Below are 17,309 nucleotides of genomic sequence, written 5' to 3' on the forward strand. Positions count from 1 at the left end.
AGTTCTGAGTGAATAATGGAATTTTCTATAAACCATTTATGTGTTTCCATACCACCACAAATAACGCCTGCTAAATAAAGGTTGTCTATATTGGTTTCCATTGTATCAGGGTTATAAGTTGGTTTCAGCGCATCTTGTTCATTTAAATCAACACCAATCTTTTTCAAAAAGTCAAAATTAGGCATATACCCAGTTAGGGCTAAAACAAAGTCATTTTCAATTTCTACGCTACCATCAGGTGTTCTCATAATTACAGAACCTTCTTTTATTTCTTCAAGTTCTGAGGTAAAGTAAGCTTTGATACTTCCTTCTTTAATTCGGTTTTCAACGTCTGGTTTCACCCAATATTTAACGCGTTCTCCAATAGCCTCTTTTCTTACAATCATGGTTACATCAGCACCTTTTCGGTAACATTCAAGTGCAGCATCTACCGAAGAGTTACTGGCGCCAATTACAGCCACTTTTTGATTCACATATAAGTGTGGTTCTCTGTAATAATGACTCACTTTTGGTAAATCTTCACCAGGTACGTTTATGAGATTTGGAATGTCATAAAACCCGGTAGATATAATAACATTTGAAGCTGTATAAGTACCTTTAGAAGTATTGATATGAAAAACGTCACTCTTTTTTATTTCTTTTACCTCTTCGTAAAGCTTTATCTGTAAATTATTAGAGGTTACAATTCTTCTGTAATATTCCAAAGCTTCATTTCTTTGTGGCTTCGGTTCTTTACAGATAAAGGGTATATTATCTATTTCTAATTTATCTGAGGTAGAAAAGAAATGCATGTTCAGCGGATAATTGAAAATAGAATTAGCAATGCATCCTTTTTCTATAATAAGATGAGATAATCCTTTCTTTTTGGCTTCTAGTGCACAGGCAATACCAATAGGTCCGCCACCTACAATTATAACGTCGTACATGATATTTTGTTTAAATAACAAAGGTACAATAATCAGATTTTTTAACTTCTGCTAAGCACTTTACTGGGTGTTAAATATTTTACAAAAATCTTCTAATATTTGGAATGACTAAAATCAGTAATCCGGACAAATTTATTTCTGACATTTACAATGTATTAAAAAGCACTAATCATGAAAGTTAATATACCGGTATCGGAAATAATGTCAACAAATTTGGTGCTGCTCAACACAGATGATAGTCTTGATAAGGCAGAGAGACTATTTAGAAAGCATCATATAAGACACATTCCTGTTGTAAAAGGAAAAGTAATAGTGGGGATGCTTAGCTTTACAGATATACTAAGAATTAGTTTTGCCGATTTGAATGATGATGACGAACAAGTAGAAACAATTGTTTATAATATGTTCACGATAGAGCAAGTAATGTCTAAGGCGCCTGTAGTAGTTAGGCCAACCAGTACTATAAGAGAGGTTGCAGAAATTTTATCGCAGAAAGAATTTCATGCATTACCTGTAGTTAATAAAAGAACCTTGGTAGGTATTGTTACCACTACCGATATTTTAAGGTATTTATTAAAACAGTGTGAAGAATAAAGTTTAGAATTTCAGATTTTTTTGGGTTTATAGTTAGCAAAAAGCCGTTTCATACTAAATGTGTGAAACGGCTTTTTCTCTCATCAATCAACCATCATTTTTTATCTTCTTCTACCTTGACCTTCTTTTCTTTCTTCCATACGACCTTTAAAATGCTCTTTCATTTTATCCTTACGGCTTTCTTTCATCTCACTCCACTTTTTATATTGCTCATCCGTAAGTAATGATTTCATTTTAGTACGCATTGCAATTTGTTCATCTAGTCTGGCATTTTGCATAGCAAAGCGTTCTTCAGATGTTGGTCTTTGAGGGGTTTCTCCTTTCGCTTTAGCTTCCTCTCTTTTAGCTTTTATTTCTTCAAATTTGGCTTTATGCTTTTTAGCAACTTCGGTATTAATTTTTAATAATTCTTTTTGTTGTTTTTCGGTAAGGTCTAAGGCTAATGTCATTTTTTTTGTTTTCAAAGTAGCCATTTGTTCTGGAGTATAGTCATCCATCATTCTTTCAAACCTAGGTTGGTGTTGCCCTCTGTGTTCTCTATCTCCTCTTCCTTTAAACTCTGTTTGTGCTATCCCAGCAGACGTAACTAAGATAGCGGCTAATACTAATAACTTTTTCATGATAACTATTTTAATGTTTGTATATAAGACCGTTACAGTATTAAAAGGTTTAATGAATTGATGCCTGAAACAGAAAAAGCACCCTATTTTGGGTGCTTTTTAACATTTTTATGCGGTATTTGATTATTTCGTCGGATTTAAAATAAGGTCTATACGCTTTATTAAATCTTGTAAATGATACTTAGTAGTTGTGTCACTAGTTCTGTACGTAGCGCTTTTTAATTTCTTTTGAAGCGTGTCTAGTTCACCTCTTACTATAGCGCGAATATCAGACTGACTTACATTTACTGAAGTATCACCGTAAGTTTGACCTTGGTCTTCTGTCATTAAATATTCCATTCTGTCAATATAGGCACGTTGTAAATTACGTCTATAGGTATCTATTGTTTTACCTTTTGATAGTTCACTAAAAATACCATCACGTAAATCGGTCATCATTTCTAGTAGGCTATATGCTTTATCTGCTTGGAATGTTTCATTTTCTATAAGACGTTGCATTCTACCAAAATCTAGAATTTTATTAATTCCGTTTACTTGTAACTTACGGATGCGTTCAATAGCACCAGCACTTTCAATCTTGTTGAAAATAGTTTCATCTAACATCCATTCTGGTGTAGTAAATAATTGTTCTTGAATAAAAGCCATACAATTTTCTTGATGTTCTTTAGCCACAGGAACATACACAGCACCTTCTTGGTCATACGTTTTATAGAACTCATAAACACCACCAATGTTAGAAATTACGTGCCCCATGTATCTATTGTACTGGCTTAAAACTTGTCCGTACATATACTCTAATTCTTCAAAATCTTCCCCTTTTTCATAGGTCCAAGTAATTAAGTTAGGTACAATTCTTTTCAAGTTTTCAATACCATATAAAGAAGCTTTAATAGCATCGTCTCCTAAATCTTCTGTTTGAGAACTAGGGTCAATAACAGTCCATTGTTGGCTACCAAAACGGTACATAGGATCGTTTTCATGCGCTAATATCCAGCTGTCTAAAGTTTCCTTTTCTTCAGTAGCAGTTTTGTCTAGTAATGGCTTATATCCCCATTCAATAGCATATTTGTCATATATACCAATATTAGGCATAAGGGCAACACCTTTATCTTCTGGTTGTGCTACATAGTTAAAACGTGCGTAATCCATTATAGAAGGCGCCGTACCGTATTTTTGCGTAAAGCTAGCTGAACGTAAAGAGTCTACCGGGTACGCAACACTGCTACCCATGTTATGAGGTAACCCTAAAGTATGGCCTACTTCATGAGAAGAAACAAAACGAATTAAACGCCCCATAACTTCATCTTTAAATTCAGGAGATTGTGCATCTGGGTTAATGGCTGCCGTTTGTACAAAAAACCACCCGCGTAATAACGACATTACATTGTGGTACCAGTTAATATCAGATTCTAAGATTTCACCACTTCTAGGGTCACTTACGTGAGGTCCGTTAGCATTTGGTATAGGTGAAGCCAAGTAACGTACTACAGAGTATCTAATGTCTTCAGGAGACCATTCTGGGTCTTCTTCTACTGTAGGAGCATCTTTGGCGATAATTGCATTTTTAAAACCAGCCTTTTCAAAGGCTACTTGCCAGTCTTCTATACCTTGTTTAATAAAAGGTACCCATTTTTTAGGGGTAGCTCTATCAATATAATATACAATAGGCTTTTTAGGTTCTACTAATTCACCTCTTTTAAATTTTTCAAGATCTTCATCTTTAACTTCTAAACGCCATCTGTCCAAGTACTGTATGGTTTTACTTTGCTGTACATCTAACCCATAATCTGTTTGGCGTGTGGTAAACCACCCTACACGCTGGTCAAAGTACCTTCTTTTCATAGGTTCTTTAGGAAGTAAAATCATAGAAGCATTCATTTCTACAGAAATAGTTCCTAAGCTAGAGTTTGAAGGTGGATCTCCGGCAGCATACGTTTTTACGTGTCTTGCTTCAATGTTTAACGGATAACTCTTAATATGGTCTATAAAAGATTTATCGCCATCTATACGGCTTACTTTATATTTTTTGCGGTACCATTCAGGTAATCCTAAAGCTTTTACATCTTTCTCAAATAAATTGTTTATTTGAATTACGGTACTGTTACCTACAGAATCTTTCTTTTCTGCCTTGATATCAAAAGTTTCTAATATAGGCTCAAAGTTAGAGTTTACTACAGCTTCATGAATAGGTAATGAATCGGCAGCATAGATATTGTACGATACAATACGTAGTAATACTTTTTTATCTTTTTTCTCCCAACGTAATACTTGGGTGTTAGCCTTACCACCACCAAAACCAAGACCGCTTGCAGTTTTAGCAATTCTAGACACCATAAGCATTTCTCTTCCAAATAAAGAATCTGGAATTTCGTAGTATTCTTTCTCTTCTATTTTATGAACTTTAAATAGCCCGTCGTCTGTAATGGCATCCTTCGTAATTACCTTACTATACGGTTGAATACTTCCTTTAGGAGTTGGTTTGGGTTGTTCGGTTTGTTTTTTCTTGTCTTTCTTTTTCCAAAATTGTGCTTCTGCATACTGTATATTACAGAGTCCTACACACAAAAGCAGAAATGTTAACGATATATGGTTTTTCATAATAAAATTTTAGTAAACAGATGCAATTACGAGAAAATAGAAACATTAAGGAAATTAAAAAGTGAAAATATGTTATTTGCGCAGCTTGAAAATGCTGATAATGAGCTCTTAAAGAAAACATAAAAATGTTAAAATTTATTTAATAAATGCAACATTTTCAACGTTTTAGAGTCTATATAATAAAGGAGTTTGAAACACTTCTTTTTTTGAGTTAGAATTATTTGAATTAGCAATTAAAAAGAGCCCATTTGGAGAAATAGGCTCTTTTTTTTATGGTTGAAATTCTGATGGAAATATATTGGGATTAATATCCCATATAATAGGAATAAGATAATAGACAGCAACCGTTACTATGAGTATGGAAATAATGTTTAATACAACTCCTTTTCCTACCATATCCGGAATTTTTAAGTAACCAGAACCAAATACTACGGCATTTGGTGGTGTGGCTACAGGTAGCATAAAGGCACATGATGCAGCCACTGCTGCTCCCGTCATTATAATAAGAGGGTGAATATCTAAGGTTAAAGCCATGGGAGCTAAAATAGGCAATAGCATGGCTGTGGTAGCTAAATTAGAAGTAACTTCTGTTAAAAAGTTAACCGATGCCACTAGTATTAGTAATATAATGAATAGTGAGAAACCTTCTAAGCCTGCCATTTTTTCTCCTATCCAAACGGCTAAGCCACTTTGCTGAAAAGCACTTGCCAATGCCATACCACCCCCAAAAAGCAGAATAATACCCCAAGGTAGTTTTTGGGCATCTTTCCATACCATAAGCCCTTTTTTGTTGGTGCTATCCGGAATAATAAATAATACAATGCTAAAGGCTATGGCAATTACAGTGTCGTCAATAATTTTGCTGTCTACCTCTGGGAAGAACGATTTCATTACAATACTTCTAAAAATCCAGCAAAGTGCGGTTAGTGCAAAAACAATGGTTACTTTTATTTCTTCGTTACTTATTTTGCCAAGTTCTTTTTTTTGCTTTTTAATTTCTTCTTTACCACCAGCATAATTCTTTTTTTCAAACTTGTAAGCTATTTTGGTAAGGTAGAAGTAGCATATCACTAATATGGTTATAGAAATTGGAAACCCAAATTTAAACCACTCTACAAAAGTAATCTCATAGTTATAGGTTTCTTGTACAACGCCTGCTAATACTAAATTAGGCGGTGTACCAATTAACGTTGCAATACCACCAATGCTAGCACTATAGGCAATGGCTAGCATGAGAGCCTTGCCAAAACGTTTATTTTCATTTTCCGCTGTTTCTGGGTTGTCCTTTAATTGTGTAACAACGGCTAAAGCAATGGGTAACATCATTACCGATGTGGCGGTATTAGATATCCACATTGATAAAAATGCTGTGGCTATCATAAAGCCAAGAATAATTTTCTTTACATCGGTGCCTACATAGTATATAATGTTTAAAGCAATACGCCTATGTAAGTTCCATTTCTCAATAGCTAATGCAATTAAAAAACCACCTAAGTACAGAAATACAAATTTATGACCGTACGAGGCTGTGGTGTCAGAAATGGAAGCCCCGCCAGTAATAGTAAATAATACTATAGGGAGTAGGGATGTAGCAGCTATGGGAATAGCTTCAGTAATCCACCAAGTGGCAATCCATGCTGTAACAGCAAGAACCGAGTTAGCCTCTGGGGATAATCCTTCTGGATGAAAAAGAAAGCGAATTAAAAGAAATGCTATGGGACCCAAAATGAGCCCTATCTTTTTGGTTAGTTTCATGCTACAACGTTTGCTGGTAGCTAATTTAAAAAAATAAGTGAGCGATTCCACAAAAAAAAGGAACCCTACATAATTCAGGTTCCTTTTTGACAAAGAATATAAATACAGAAAATAAATTTTAGTCTAATAGTTTGTTTGGGATGGTCCAGTTAATGCCAAGGTTTATGTAAAAACTGTCTTCTATATCAAAGTTGTAAACCTCGTTGTTTTCTGGGTCTAGAATACTTAAATCGTTATAAAATGTTTTTCCTGCCTTTAACTGTAATTTGCTGTTTTTCCATAGGTTTAGGTCGTACCCAAAACCAGCTAGTACATAGGTTTGTCTTAAAATACCTGTATCTTCATAACTCTCTGTTCTTATTTCAAGGTTGTCATTAAAGGTGCCCATAAAACCATCTAACTTAGCAAAGGCGCTAAAGGTGTGCGCTTTACCCACTATGTATTTGGTATACATTTCTGGTATACCAATTTGGTAACTCCATCTTTCAGTAGCTTGTTTGGTATAGGCAATTACAGGTATAGGAGTTCTAAAACCATATTGCGGATTATAAGTTGCCCCAAACGTCCAAGAGCTGTTGGTGGTACTGTCTGTTTTACGTACTAAAATGGTTCCGTTAAAGTAATAACTGTCCTTAAAATCGTTAGTGTCATAGTTAGTAGCTAATTGTCCACCTCCTTTTATAATAAGGCTCCACTTATTGCTAAATGCATGTGCATATTTTAAAGTAGGTGTATAGGTGTAAAACTGCTCTAATTGATCAAAAGAAAAAGGCACATCTTCATCTACAAAACTGTAATTGGTGTATTTGTAGTCAAACCCTAAGCTAAAACTATTTTTTTCATTTTTAAAAATTGGGACACTAAAGCCGGCATTGAATTGATACACATCGGTAACACTATTACTACTAAGGATACCTCCGTTAACATATAGGTTGTCTGATAGCTGTGCTGAGGAAAATTGACCAATTAATAAAGTAATAAAAATGGGGGAAAACTTCATGAAACTCTTCATATACATATTATTTTATGGTAAAACTATGGCGTTTACCATAACTTTCAATGTAAAATATACGAAGTGGCAAAATGTGTCTACGAATCGAAAAATGATGGTAAACATTAGGTTTCCTTTCACATAAGCCCACTATGGAAACTGTATATTTGTGAAGAACAACGATTTGTATTCAAATGTATATGTACAAAGGAGTAATTTTTGATTTAGATGGTACGTTGGTAGACTCTATTGAAGATCTGGCGTTGGCAATGAACGAGGTTTTACAGCAACATAATTTCCCTACGCACCCCATAGAGGCTTATAAAACTTTTATTGGTAATGGAATGAATAAATTAGCGGAACGTGCTTTACCAAAGGAATACCAAAATATAGCAACTCTTGACCATTATGCAAGTGCTTTAAAAGAAGCGTATAAAGTGTATTGTAATACACATACTAAGGCTTATGATGGAATTGGAACTCTTTTAACTACCTTACAGGTAATGGGAATACACATGGGAGTATTATCTAATAAAATGCACAATTTTACGCAAAAAGTAGTGCTAACTGCATTTCCTGATATTAAGTTTACAGCGGTGCATGGTATGTATGATGAGGCTACTAAAAAACCAAATCCGACGAGGGCTCTAGAAATGGCTAAAGAAATGAAATTACCTGTAGAACAGGTTTTATTTGTGGGCGATTCTGATGTAGATATTCAAACCGCTAGAAATGCCGGAATGCGTGCTGTGAGTGTAACTTGGGGATTTCAGCCTAAAGAAAAATTGGTAGCCAATCATCCTGATTTTATGATAGATGTACCAGAAGCTTTATTAGGTATTATTAAAGAATAAAAAAAAATGGAACCTATTAGGTTCCATTTTACTAGATAATTGATATATTATAAGACTAATCTTGTTTAAAATGTTTCTTATGCTACAGAAACAAATAATCCATCGTCTGTTTTTTCAACTTTGGCAACTTTTTTACTAGTTAAACCTTTAATGGCTTTATCCCATTTTTTGTTGCTCATGCCTGTAGCTTCTTTCAGTGCAGGCAATTCAATTGGCGATTGTTTTTTCAATAATTCAAAAACAACTTTTTCGTCTTCACTTAGCTCTACCTGTTTTTTCTCTGGCTTCATTTGTGGGAAGAACAATACTTCCTGAATCGATTGGTTATTGGTTAAGAACATAATTAAACGATCCATACCAATACCTAAGCCCGAAGTAGGAGGCATACCAAACTCTAAAGCTCTTAAGAAATCCTGATCTATAAACATAGCTTCATCGTCTCCTTTTTCAGCTAATTTTAATTGCGCCTCAAAACGTTCGCGTTGGTCAATAGGGTCGTTAAGTTCTGAATATGCGTTTGCAATTTCTTTACCACAAACCATTAACTCAAAGCGCTCTGTTAACTCAGGGTTATCACGGTGTGCTTTACACAACGGACTCATTTCTTTTGGATAATCGGTAATAAAGGTTGGTTGAATAAAATTCCCTTCACATTTCTCACCAAAAATTTCATCAATAAGTTTTCCTTTACCCATAGTATCATCTACATCAACTCCCATGTCTAAGGCAGCAGCTCTAAGCTCATCTTCGGTTTTTCCTGTAATGTCAAAACCTGTGAATTGCTTAATAGCATCGGTCATGGTAACACGAGCATAGGGTGCTTTGAAATCTACTGTATGTTCTCCAAATGTAGCTTGAGTGGTACCGTTTACCTGCATTGCGCAATGCTCTAACAAGTTTTCGGTAAACTCCATCATCCAGTTGTAATCTTTGTAAGACACATAGATTTCCATAGCGGTAAACTCAGGGTTGTGCGTTCTGTCCATTCCTTCATTACGGAAGTTTTTAGAAAACTCATAAACCCCATCAAATCCACCAACTATTAATCTTTTTAAGTATAACTCATTCGCAATACGCATGTACAATGGTATGTCTAATGAGTTATGGTGCGTAATAAACGGACGTGCAGCAGCACCACCTGGTATAGATTGTAATACCGGAGTTTCCACTTCAAAATAACCTTTATCATTAAAGAAGTTACGCATAGCTGTAAACAACTTGGTACGCTTTACAAACACCTCTTTAACTTGCGGGTTTACTACTAAATCTACATAACGCATACGGTAACGTAATTCAGGGTCTGTAAACCCATCGTGAATATTTCCTTCTGCATCTGTTTTTGGTAATGGTAACGGGCGTAAGGTTTTACTTAGTAGAGTAAAATCTTTTACCAAAACTGTTTTTTCACCTACCTGTGTAGTGAAAAGTTCCCCTTCAATACCTATAAAATCTCCTAAATCAATAAGTTTTTTAAATAGGTCGTTATATTTTGACTTGTCATCACCAGGACAAATTTCGTCACGGTTAAAATAAATCTGAATTCTTCCTTCGCTGTCTTGCAACTCTGCAAAAGAAGCTTTTCCCTGAATTCTGGTAGACATTAATCTACCCGCTAAGATTACCTGTTTACCTTCTTCATATTCTTCTTTTACTTGCTTAGAAGTATGGTTTACAGGGTATAGTGCAGCCGGATATGGCTCGATGCCCATAGCTCTTAAGTCCTCCAGTTTTTTTCTTCGAATCAGTTCTTGTTCAGAAAGTTGCATACTATTTTATTTTAGAAGTGCAAAAGTACATTTTTTACAAATTTTGTACACACCTTTTTGAGGTATTTTTCAAATATCCCTAATTAATAGAAGAATTTAAAGTTTATATACTGCTATTGCTTTATAATTTTATGTGTTTGTGATTGTCCGTTGGTGGTTAGGGTTAATAAATACATTCCTGTAGGGTAGTTGTTCAGGGGCACTGATTGGTTATTAGTGTTTAAGGTACCTTGTTGTAATAAAGCCCCTTGAATATTGTATAGCGTATAGCTTGTTTGTTGGGTTACCGGTACGTTAATGTTATTATAGGTTGGGTTAGGGTAGGGCTGTAAATTTATAGCTTGGTTATTCTGCGTACTAAGTGGCGTACATGCCTGTGTTGAAAATTTGGTTAGGAAGAAATCGGTATCCCCCCCAATACTGGTAATGGCATTTCCGTTGGCATCGTTTAAGTAGCTGTTAAAATCGCCCCCTACCAGGTAATCTCCCGAATGGTCTACGGCAAGCGCTCTTCCGTTCCCTAATGCTCCCGGACCTCCATTGATAAAATACAACCCAGTACAATCTCCGTTTGCAGGGTCAAAAGTAGCCATCATCGGTCTGCTTCCGTTGTTGGTGCTAGGGTAAATGGTTTGGTTCCCCCATGTGTAATTACTATCGCCTTGTACTCGTCCGGTAAACACTACTTTGTTATTAACATCATCATATACAAGGTCGTATAAGTTATTAGTACTAAAGGTATCTGGGTAGGTATACCAATGTACGGTAGTAGCGGTAGTAGCATCTACTTTAAAAATAACGTGTGGTACTTGGTTTTCATTAATGGTAAGTCCTAAAAAAGTATTAAGCCCAAAGCCTGCTAATGAACAAGCGATATACATATCATTCTGACTATCAAAAGCGAGTTTTTTAATAGCAAGATAAAACAGATCAGGTTGTGCATCTTGTAGCATCCATTGTAGGGTACCTGTAGCATCTAAACAGGCAATATAAGAAGAGCCAGTAAGGGTTTGTCCTTGAATAGAAAATGTTTCAGAGGTACTGCTAGACTTATGCGCAGTTAAGTAGATGTAATTATTGTTAGGGTTAATATATAACTGCATATTAGCTTGTAATCCTCCATCAGACACATCAATGTTTAAGGGAATGGCTTCTATAAAATTACCATTGGTATCATATTTTAAAATAAAGACCTCTCTATCAGTACCCGTATAGGTAAAGCTATCTGCATAGGTGCCTGGGGCATCAATAGTTACGAGCCAATAAGAAGTACCATCAGCAGTAGTTTTTAAATCCATAGACCGCATATCATTAGAATTGGCACTGGATGATAAAGGTCTTTGTACCCATTGAAAATTCCCATCTTTATCAAACTTAGTAATAAAGGTATTTCTACAATCAATAGGAGTAACAGTTTGGTCAATAATATAATCTTCATCAATATGTGGTGCATAGTAATTATTGACTACACAGGTTTTAAAGTGTCCTGCTACATATACATTGTCATTGGCATCAATTTCAACACCTTCAATAGTTTCATTACCTCCGCCTCCAAAAACTTTACTCCACCGGTAAGTTCCATCAAAACTAAAGCTTGTTAATACATAATCAGGAATGTTATTGGAATAGCCATAAAAGGTAAGAGGGTTCCCCGCTACATCAGGTTGTAGCCCACCAATGGGCGACATGGTATAGCTGTTATTATCGCTATCTACTACAATGTCTACAATACCTTCTCTTGTATAGCCATTAGACATGGTGGTATATCCTCCACCTCTTTGTATCCATTGCCAGTCTTGGGCTTGCAGGGTACAGGTAGTGAGTAAAAGAATGTAGGTAGTTGAAAAAAGTAATTTTTTTAGCATGGGCTACTGCTTTATAATTTTGTGTGTTTGTGATTGTCCGTTTGCTGTGGTTAGGGTTAATAAATACATCCCCGCAGGGTAGTTGTTCAGTGGTACTGATTGGTTGTTAGTGTTTAAAGTGCCTTGCTGCAATAAAGCCCCTTGAATGTTGTATAGTGCATAGCTTGTTTGTTGGGTTACTGGTACGTTAATGTTGTTAAAGGTAGGGTTAGGGTAGGGCTGTAAATTTATAGCTTGATTATTCTGTGTACTAAGTGGAGTACATGCCTGTGTTGAAAATTTAGTTAGGAAGAAATCTCTGTTGCCACCCACGCTGTAAATAGAGTTTCCATTGGTGTCGTATAAATATCCACTAAAATCACCTCCCATTACATAATCACCAGAGTTATCAATAGCTAAGACTCTAGCATTTGCAGGCACACTACTTTGCCCGTTAATATAGTGTATGGCATTGCAATCTCCATTGGAAGGGTTAAAGGTAGCCATCATGGGTCTACTTCCATTATAACTGCTTGGGTATACCGTTTGCGATCCCCATGTGTAGGGTACAGCTCCTTGAATACGGCCTGTGTACACAAGTACATTTTGGTTATGGTCATACACTAAACTACCGGAACCATTAGCCCCTTGATTAGCATAGGTATACCAAAATACATTAGAAGCGGTAGCAGCATCTGTTTTGATAATCACATCTGGCCCCATAAATTCTGGTATGGTAATTCCCATAAAAGTATCAAGGTTATCACCTGACATTTGGGCATCTATGTACATATTGTTTTGGTCATCAAAAATAATACTGTGAATGTTTAGGCTATGTGTAGCTGTGGTATTTTGAATCATATATTGAAGCGTACCTGTAGTATTAAAGCAAGCAATATAGGAGGTTCCTGTAAGGGTTTGTCCTTGTATACTAAGTGATTCACCAGAGCTTGTAGTTTCTCTTGAAGTAAGATAATAGTATCCGTTGTTAGGGTTTATGTAGAGTTTCATGTTAGCAACCAAACCTCCGTCTGAAACATCAATATTTAAAGGGATTGCTTCTATAAAGTTTCCGTCGGTATCATATTTAAAAATAAAAATACCATTTTCGCCTCCTGGATAATTTAAACTACCAGCATAAGTTCCTGGAGCATCAATGACTACCAACCAATGAGAAGTTCCATTAGGAGTTGTGACTATATTCATAGAGCCCATATCATTTGTATTTCCTCCTACAGGACTTGGTCTTTGTACCCACTGAAAATTTCCGTCTTTATCATATTTAGTAATAAATGTCATTCTACAATCCAATGGAGTAGTAGATTGATCGAAAATAAAATCTTCATCTATATGCGGAGCATATGGATTGTTTAAAATGCAAGTTAAAAACTGACCTGCGATGTATATATTGTCATTGGCATCAATACCTATACTTTCAATGGTTTCTCTATTGTTTCCTCCTAAAGTTTTACTCCACCTGAATGTACCATCACAGCTAAAGCTTGCTAAAACAAAATCTGGGTTAGCCGTATTAGAACCATAAAAATTAACAGGATTTCCTGCGATATCAGGTTGAGAGTGTCCAATTGAAGAGAGTATATAGCTGTTGTTATCGCTATCAATTTTAATGTCGATCACAGCTTCAAAGTATTGAAGGTTGTTGACAAAATTAGTATAACTACCTCCACGTTGTATCCATTGCCAGTCTTGGGCTTGCAGGGTACAGGTGGTGAGTGCTAGGGTGTAGGTAGTTAAAAAGAGTAATTTTTTTAGCATGGGCTACTGCTTTATAATTTTGTGTGTTTGTGATTGTCCGTTAGTGGTTAGGGTTAATAAATACATCCCCGTAGGGTAGTTGTTCAGTGGTACTGACTGGTTGTTAGTGCTTAAAGTACCTTGTTGTAATAAAGCCCCTTGAATATTGTATAGCGTATAACTTGTTTGTTGGGTAACCGGTATGTTAATGTTGTTATAGGTTGGGTTAGGGTAGGGCTGTAAATTAGTTGCTTGATTATTCTGTGTACTAAGTGGAGTACATGCTTGTGTTGAAAATTTAGTTAGGAAGAAATCGGTATCCCCCCCAATACTGGTAATGGCATTTCCGTTGGTATCGTTTAAGTAGCTGTTAAAATCGCCCCCTACTAGATAATCTCCCGAATGGTCTATGGCAAGCGCTCTTCCGTTCCCTAATGCTCCCGGACCTCCATTGATAAAATACAACCCGGTGCAGTCTCCGTTTGCGGGGTCAAAAGTAGCCATCATGGGTCTGCTTCCATTGTTGGTGCTAGGGTAAATGGTTTGGTTCCCCCATGTGTAATTACTATCGCCTTGTACTCGTCCGGTAAACACTACTTTGTTATTAACATCATCATATACAAGGTCGTATAAGTTATTAGTACTAAAGGTATCTGGGTAGGTATACCAATGTACGGTAGTAGCGGTAGCAGCATCTACTTTAAAAATAACGTGTGGTACTTGGTTTTCATTAATGGTAAGTCCTAAAAAAGTATTAAGCCCAAAGCCTGCTAATGAACAAGCGATATACATATCATTCTGACTATCAAAAGCGAGTTTTTTAATAGCAAGATAAAACAGATCAGGTTGTGCATCTTGTAGCATCCATTGTAGGGTACCTGTAGCATCTAAACAGGCAATATAAGAAGAGCCAGTAAGTGTGTGTCCCTGAATTGAATAACTATCTGCAGTATTTGTTGCTTTATAAGAAGTTAAGTAAATGTAATTATTGTTGGGGTTAATATATAACTGCATATTAGAGAGCAGTGTTCCGTTTGGTATTGTTATGTTTAAGGGGATGGCTTCTATAAAATTACCATTGGTATCATATTTAAAAATAAAAATACCGTTGTCACCTCCAGGGTAATTCAAATTACCAGCATAAATTCCTGCATTATCAATACCTACTAACCAGTAGATAGTACCATCTTCAGAAATAACAAAGTCTAAAGATCCCATAGCATTCCCTGCTGCATCTATTGGCGAGGGTTGTTCTATCCACTGAAAATTTCCGTCTTTATCATATTTAACAATAAAGGTATTTCTACATCCAGCAGATTGATCCATTATAAAATCCTCATCAATATGCGGTGCATATGCATTAGTAGGATTGCATGTTGAGAAATGTCCAGCCACATATACATTGTCATTGGTATCAATTTCAACACCATCTATGGTTTCATTACCTCCGCCTCCAATTACTTTACTCCACCGGTAAGTACCATCACAGCTAAAACTTGTTAATACATAATCAGGAATGTTATTGGAATAGCCATAAAAGGTAAGAGGGTTCCCCGCTACATCGGGTTGTAGTCCACCAATAGGCGATATGGTATAGCTGTTATTATCGCTATCTACCACAATGTCTACAATACCTTCTCTGTCGTCGGCAGCGCCTAATGAAGTATATCCTCCTCCTCTTTGTATCCATTGCCAGTCTTGGGCAGTTAGAGGTAGAGAGATAACTAATAACAAAATGGTTATGAGTAGTTTTTTATTCATTTACTGCTTCACAATTTTGTGTGTTTGTGATTGTCCGTTGGTGGTTAGGGTTAATAAATACATTCCCGTAGGGTAGTTGTTCAGGGGTACTGACTGGTTATTAGTGTTTAAGGTACCTTGCTGTAATAAAGCTCCTTGAATGTTGTATAGCGTATAGCTTGTTTGTTGTGTTACTGGTACATTAATGTTGTTATAGGTAGGGTTAGGGTAGGGCTGTAAATTTATAGCTTGATTATTCTGTGTACTAAGTGGCGTACATACCTGTGTTGAAAATTTGGTTAGGAAGAAATCGGTATCTCCCCCGATACTGGTAATGGCATTTCCGTTGGTATCGTTTAAGTAGCTGTTAAAATCGCCCCCTACCAGGTAATCTCCCGAATGGTCTACGGCAAGCGCTCTTCCGTTACCTAATGCTCCCGGTCCTCCATTGATAAAATACAACCCGGTGCAGTCTCCGTTTGCGGGGTCAAAAGTAGCCATCATGGGTCTGCTTCCGTTGTTGGTGCTAGGGTAAATGGTTTGGTTCCCCCATGTGTAATTACTATCGCCTTGTACTCTTCCGGTAAACACTACTTTGTTATTAACATCATCATATACAAGGTCGTATAAGTTATTAGTACTAAAGGTATCTGGGTAGGTATACCAATGTACGGTGGTTGCAGTAGCAGCATCTACTTTAAAAATAATGTGTGGCACTTGGTTTTGTGGCAGGGTAAGCCCTAAAAAAGTATCAAGGCCAAAACCCGCTAGTGTACAGCCAATATACATATCGTTCTGACTATCAAAGGCAAGGTCTTTAACAACTAAATACAAAGCATCGGGCTGTGCATCTTGTAACATCCATTGAAAGTTACCATTGGTATCTAAGCAGGTAATATGAGCCGATCCTGTAAGTGTATGTCCTTGAATGGCAAATGTTTCAGAGGTGCTGCTAGATTTATAAGAAGTTAAGTAAATGTAATTATTGTTAGGGTTAATATATAACTGCATATTAGCTTGTAATCCACCTTGAGATACATCAATGTTTAAGGGAATGGCTTCTATAAAATTACCATTGGTATCGTATTTAAAAACAAAGAAACCTTTATCCGTATCGGTATAATTAAAGCTACCTCCATATAATCCTGGTGTGGCAATCACTACCAACCAATATATAGTACCATCTTCAGAAATGACAAAGTCTAGTGAGCCTATGTCATTAGATCCTGCCCCTACAGCAGATGGCTGCTCTATCCATTGGAAGTTTCCATCTTTATCATATTTAACAATAAAGGTATTTCTACAATCATTGGACTGATCCATTATAAAATCTTCATCAATATGAGGAGAATATACATTAGTAGGATTACATGTTGAGAATTTACCTGCTACATATACATTGTCATTAGTATCAATTTCAACACCATCTATGGTTTCGTTACCTCCGCCTCCAATTACTTTACTCCATCGGTAAGCACCATCACAGCTAAAACTTGTTAATACATAATCAGGAATGTTATTGGAATAGCCATAAAAAGTAAGAGGGTTCCCGGCAACATCGGGTTGTAGCCCACCAATAGGCGATATGGTATAGCTGTTATTATCGCTATCCACTACAATATCTACAATACCTTCTCTTGTATAGCCATTAGACATGGTGGTATACCCTCCTCCTCTTTGTATCCATTGCCAGTCTTGGGCTTGCAGGGTACAGGTGGTGAGTGCTAGGGTGTAGGTAGTTAAAAATAGTAATTTTTTTAGCATGGGTACGGTGTTTTTTGGGTTTGTATTTTATTAAAAACATAGAACCATGCCTGTACTACAGGCATGGCTTTATGTTTGGTATGTTTTAGGGTATACTAGTTG

12 protein-coding genes are annotated in these 17,309 nt (G+C 36.3%); 2 read left to right on the forward strand and 10 right to left on the reverse strand.

Annotated elements, in window-relative coordinates:
- Positions 1-926 (reverse strand): YpdA family putative bacillithiol disulfide reductase (locus Y10_RS16045; protein ID WP_281766439.1); only part of this gene is annotated, 926 nt, incomplete at its 3' end.
- 171 nt (positions 927-1,097) lie between these two features.
- Between Y10_RS16045 and Y10_RS16050 the strand changes: the two genes are divergently transcribed.
- Positions 1,098-1,520, forward strand: coding sequence for a CBS domain-containing protein (locus tag Y10_RS16050; RefSeq protein ID WP_281766440.1), 423 nt, complete (start codon positions 1,098-1,100; stop codon positions 1,518-1,520).
- A gap of 101 nt (positions 1,521-1,621) precedes the next feature.
- Here Y10_RS16050 and Y10_RS16055 read toward each other — a convergent pair whose 3' ends face one another.
- From Y10_RS16055 to Y10_RS16070, 4 genes are all read right to left on the reverse strand, one after another.
- Positions 1,622-2,140 carry a DUF4890 domain-containing protein gene (locus Y10_RS16055; protein WP_281766441.1) on the reverse strand — a complete coding sequence of 173 codons (519 nt, stop codon included), beginning with the start codon at positions 2,138-2,140 and terminating at the stop codon, positions 1,622-1,624.
- Positions 2,141-2,263: 123 nt separating this feature from the next.
- On the reverse strand, positions 2,264-4,738 hold the full coding sequence (locus tag Y10_RS16060; protein ID WP_281766442.1) for a zinc-dependent metalloprotease: 2,475 nt from the start codon (positions 4,736-4,738) through the stop codon (positions 2,264-2,266).
- A gap of 270 nt (positions 4,739-5,008) precedes the next feature.
- Complete coding sequence (locus Y10_RS16065) at positions 5,009-6,493, reverse strand: SLC13 family permease (RefSeq protein WP_281766443.1); 1,485 nt, start codon at positions 6,491-6,493, stop codon at positions 5,009-5,011.
- A gap of 118 nt (positions 6,494-6,611) precedes the next feature.
- Entirely contained in the window at positions 6,612-7,505 is an 894-nt protein-coding gene (locus Y10_RS16070; protein WP_281766444.1) for a DUF6268 family outer membrane beta-barrel protein, read from the reverse strand.
- 179 nt (positions 7,506-7,684) lie between these two features.
- On the opposite strand from Y10_RS16070, the gene Y10_RS16075 reads away from it, so the two are divergent.
- Positions 7,685-8,338 (forward strand): HAD family hydrolase, encoded by a 654-nt coding sequence (locus Y10_RS16075; RefSeq protein ID WP_281766445.1) that lies wholly within the window; start codon positions 7,685-7,687, stop codon positions 8,336-8,338.
- Positions 8,339-8,415: 77 nt separating this feature from the next.
- Here Y10_RS16075 and lysS read toward each other — a convergent pair whose 3' ends face one another.
- The 5 genes from lysS to Y10_RS16100 all read right to left on the reverse strand — a co-directional run bounded on the left by lysS (position 8,416) and on the right by Y10_RS16100 (position 17,207).
- Positions 8,416-10,104 (reverse strand): lysine--tRNA ligase, encoded by a 1,689-nt coding sequence (gene lysS / locus Y10_RS16080; protein ID WP_281766446.1) that lies wholly within the window; start codon positions 10,102-10,104, stop codon positions 8,416-8,418.
- Between the two features lie 113 nt (positions 10,105-10,217).
- On the reverse strand, positions 10,218-11,969 hold the full coding sequence (locus tag Y10_RS16085) for a T9SS type A sorting domain-containing protein (protein ID WP_281766447.1): 1,752 nt from the start codon (positions 11,967-11,969) through the stop codon (positions 10,218-10,220).
- 3 nt (positions 11,970-11,972) lie between these two features.
- The gene (locus Y10_RS16090; RefSeq protein WP_281766448.1) at positions 11,973-13,724 is read right to left on the reverse strand and encodes a T9SS type A sorting domain-containing protein; all 1,752 of its coding nucleotides are present in this window, start codon (positions 13,722-13,724) and stop codon (positions 11,973-11,975) included.
- A 3-nt stretch (positions 13,725-13,727) separates the two neighbouring features.
- A complete protein-coding gene (locus Y10_RS16095; RefSeq protein ID WP_281766449.1) occupies positions 13,728-15,464 on the reverse strand; it encodes a T9SS type A sorting domain-containing protein in 1,737 nt (578 codons plus the stop codon).
- Positions 15,465-17,207, reverse strand: coding sequence for a T9SS type A sorting domain-containing protein (locus tag Y10_RS16100; protein ID WP_281766450.1), 1,743 nt, complete (start codon positions 17,205-17,207; stop codon positions 15,465-15,467).
- Positions 17,208-17,309: the final 102 nt, after the last annotated feature.

It is taken from the genome of Neptunitalea lumnitzerae, assembly GCF_027924185.1.
Lineage (GTDB): Bacteria > Bacteroidota > Bacteroidia > Flavobacteriales > Flavobacteriaceae > Neptunitalea > Neptunitalea lumnitzerae.

Coding starts and splice junctions, on each gene's coding strand:
- Y10_RS16050 (WP_281766440.1), top strand. CDS start 1,098: ATGAAAGTTAATATACCGGTATCGGAAATAATGTCAACAAATTTGGTG.
- Y10_RS16055 (WP_281766441.1), bottom strand. CDS start 2,140: ATGAAAAAGTTATTAGTATTAGCCGCTATCTTAGTTACGTCTGCTGGG.
- Y10_RS16060 (WP_281766442.1), bottom strand. CDS start 4,738: ATGAAAAACCATATATCGTTAACATTTCTGCTTTTGTGTGTAGGACTC.
- Y10_RS16065 (WP_281766443.1), bottom strand. CDS start 6,493: ATGAAACTAACCAAAAAGATAGGGCTCATTTTGGGTCCCATAGCATTT.
- Y10_RS16070 (WP_281766444.1), bottom strand. CDS start 7,505: ATGAAGAGTTTCATGAAGTTTTCCCCCATTTTTATTACTTTATTAATT.
- Y10_RS16075 (WP_281766445.1), top strand. CDS start 7,685: ATGTACAAAGGAGTAATTTTTGATTTAGATGGTACGTTGGTAGACTCT.
- lysS (WP_281766446.1), bottom strand. CDS start 10,104: ATGCAACTTTCTGAACAAGAACTGATTCGAAGAAAAAAACTGGAGGAC.
- Y10_RS16085 (WP_281766447.1), bottom strand. CDS start 11,969: ATGCTAAAAAAATTACTTTTTTCAACTACCTACATTCTTTTACTCACT.
- Y10_RS16090 (WP_281766448.1), bottom strand. CDS start 13,724: ATGCTAAAAAAATTACTCTTTTTAACTACCTACACCCTAGCACTCACC.
- Y10_RS16095 (WP_281766449.1), bottom strand. CDS start 15,464: ATGAATAAAAAACTACTCATAACCATTTTGTTATTAGTTATCTCTCTA.
- Y10_RS16100 (WP_281766450.1), bottom strand. CDS start 17,207: ATGCTAAAAAAATTACTATTTTTAACTACCTACACCCTAGCACTCACC.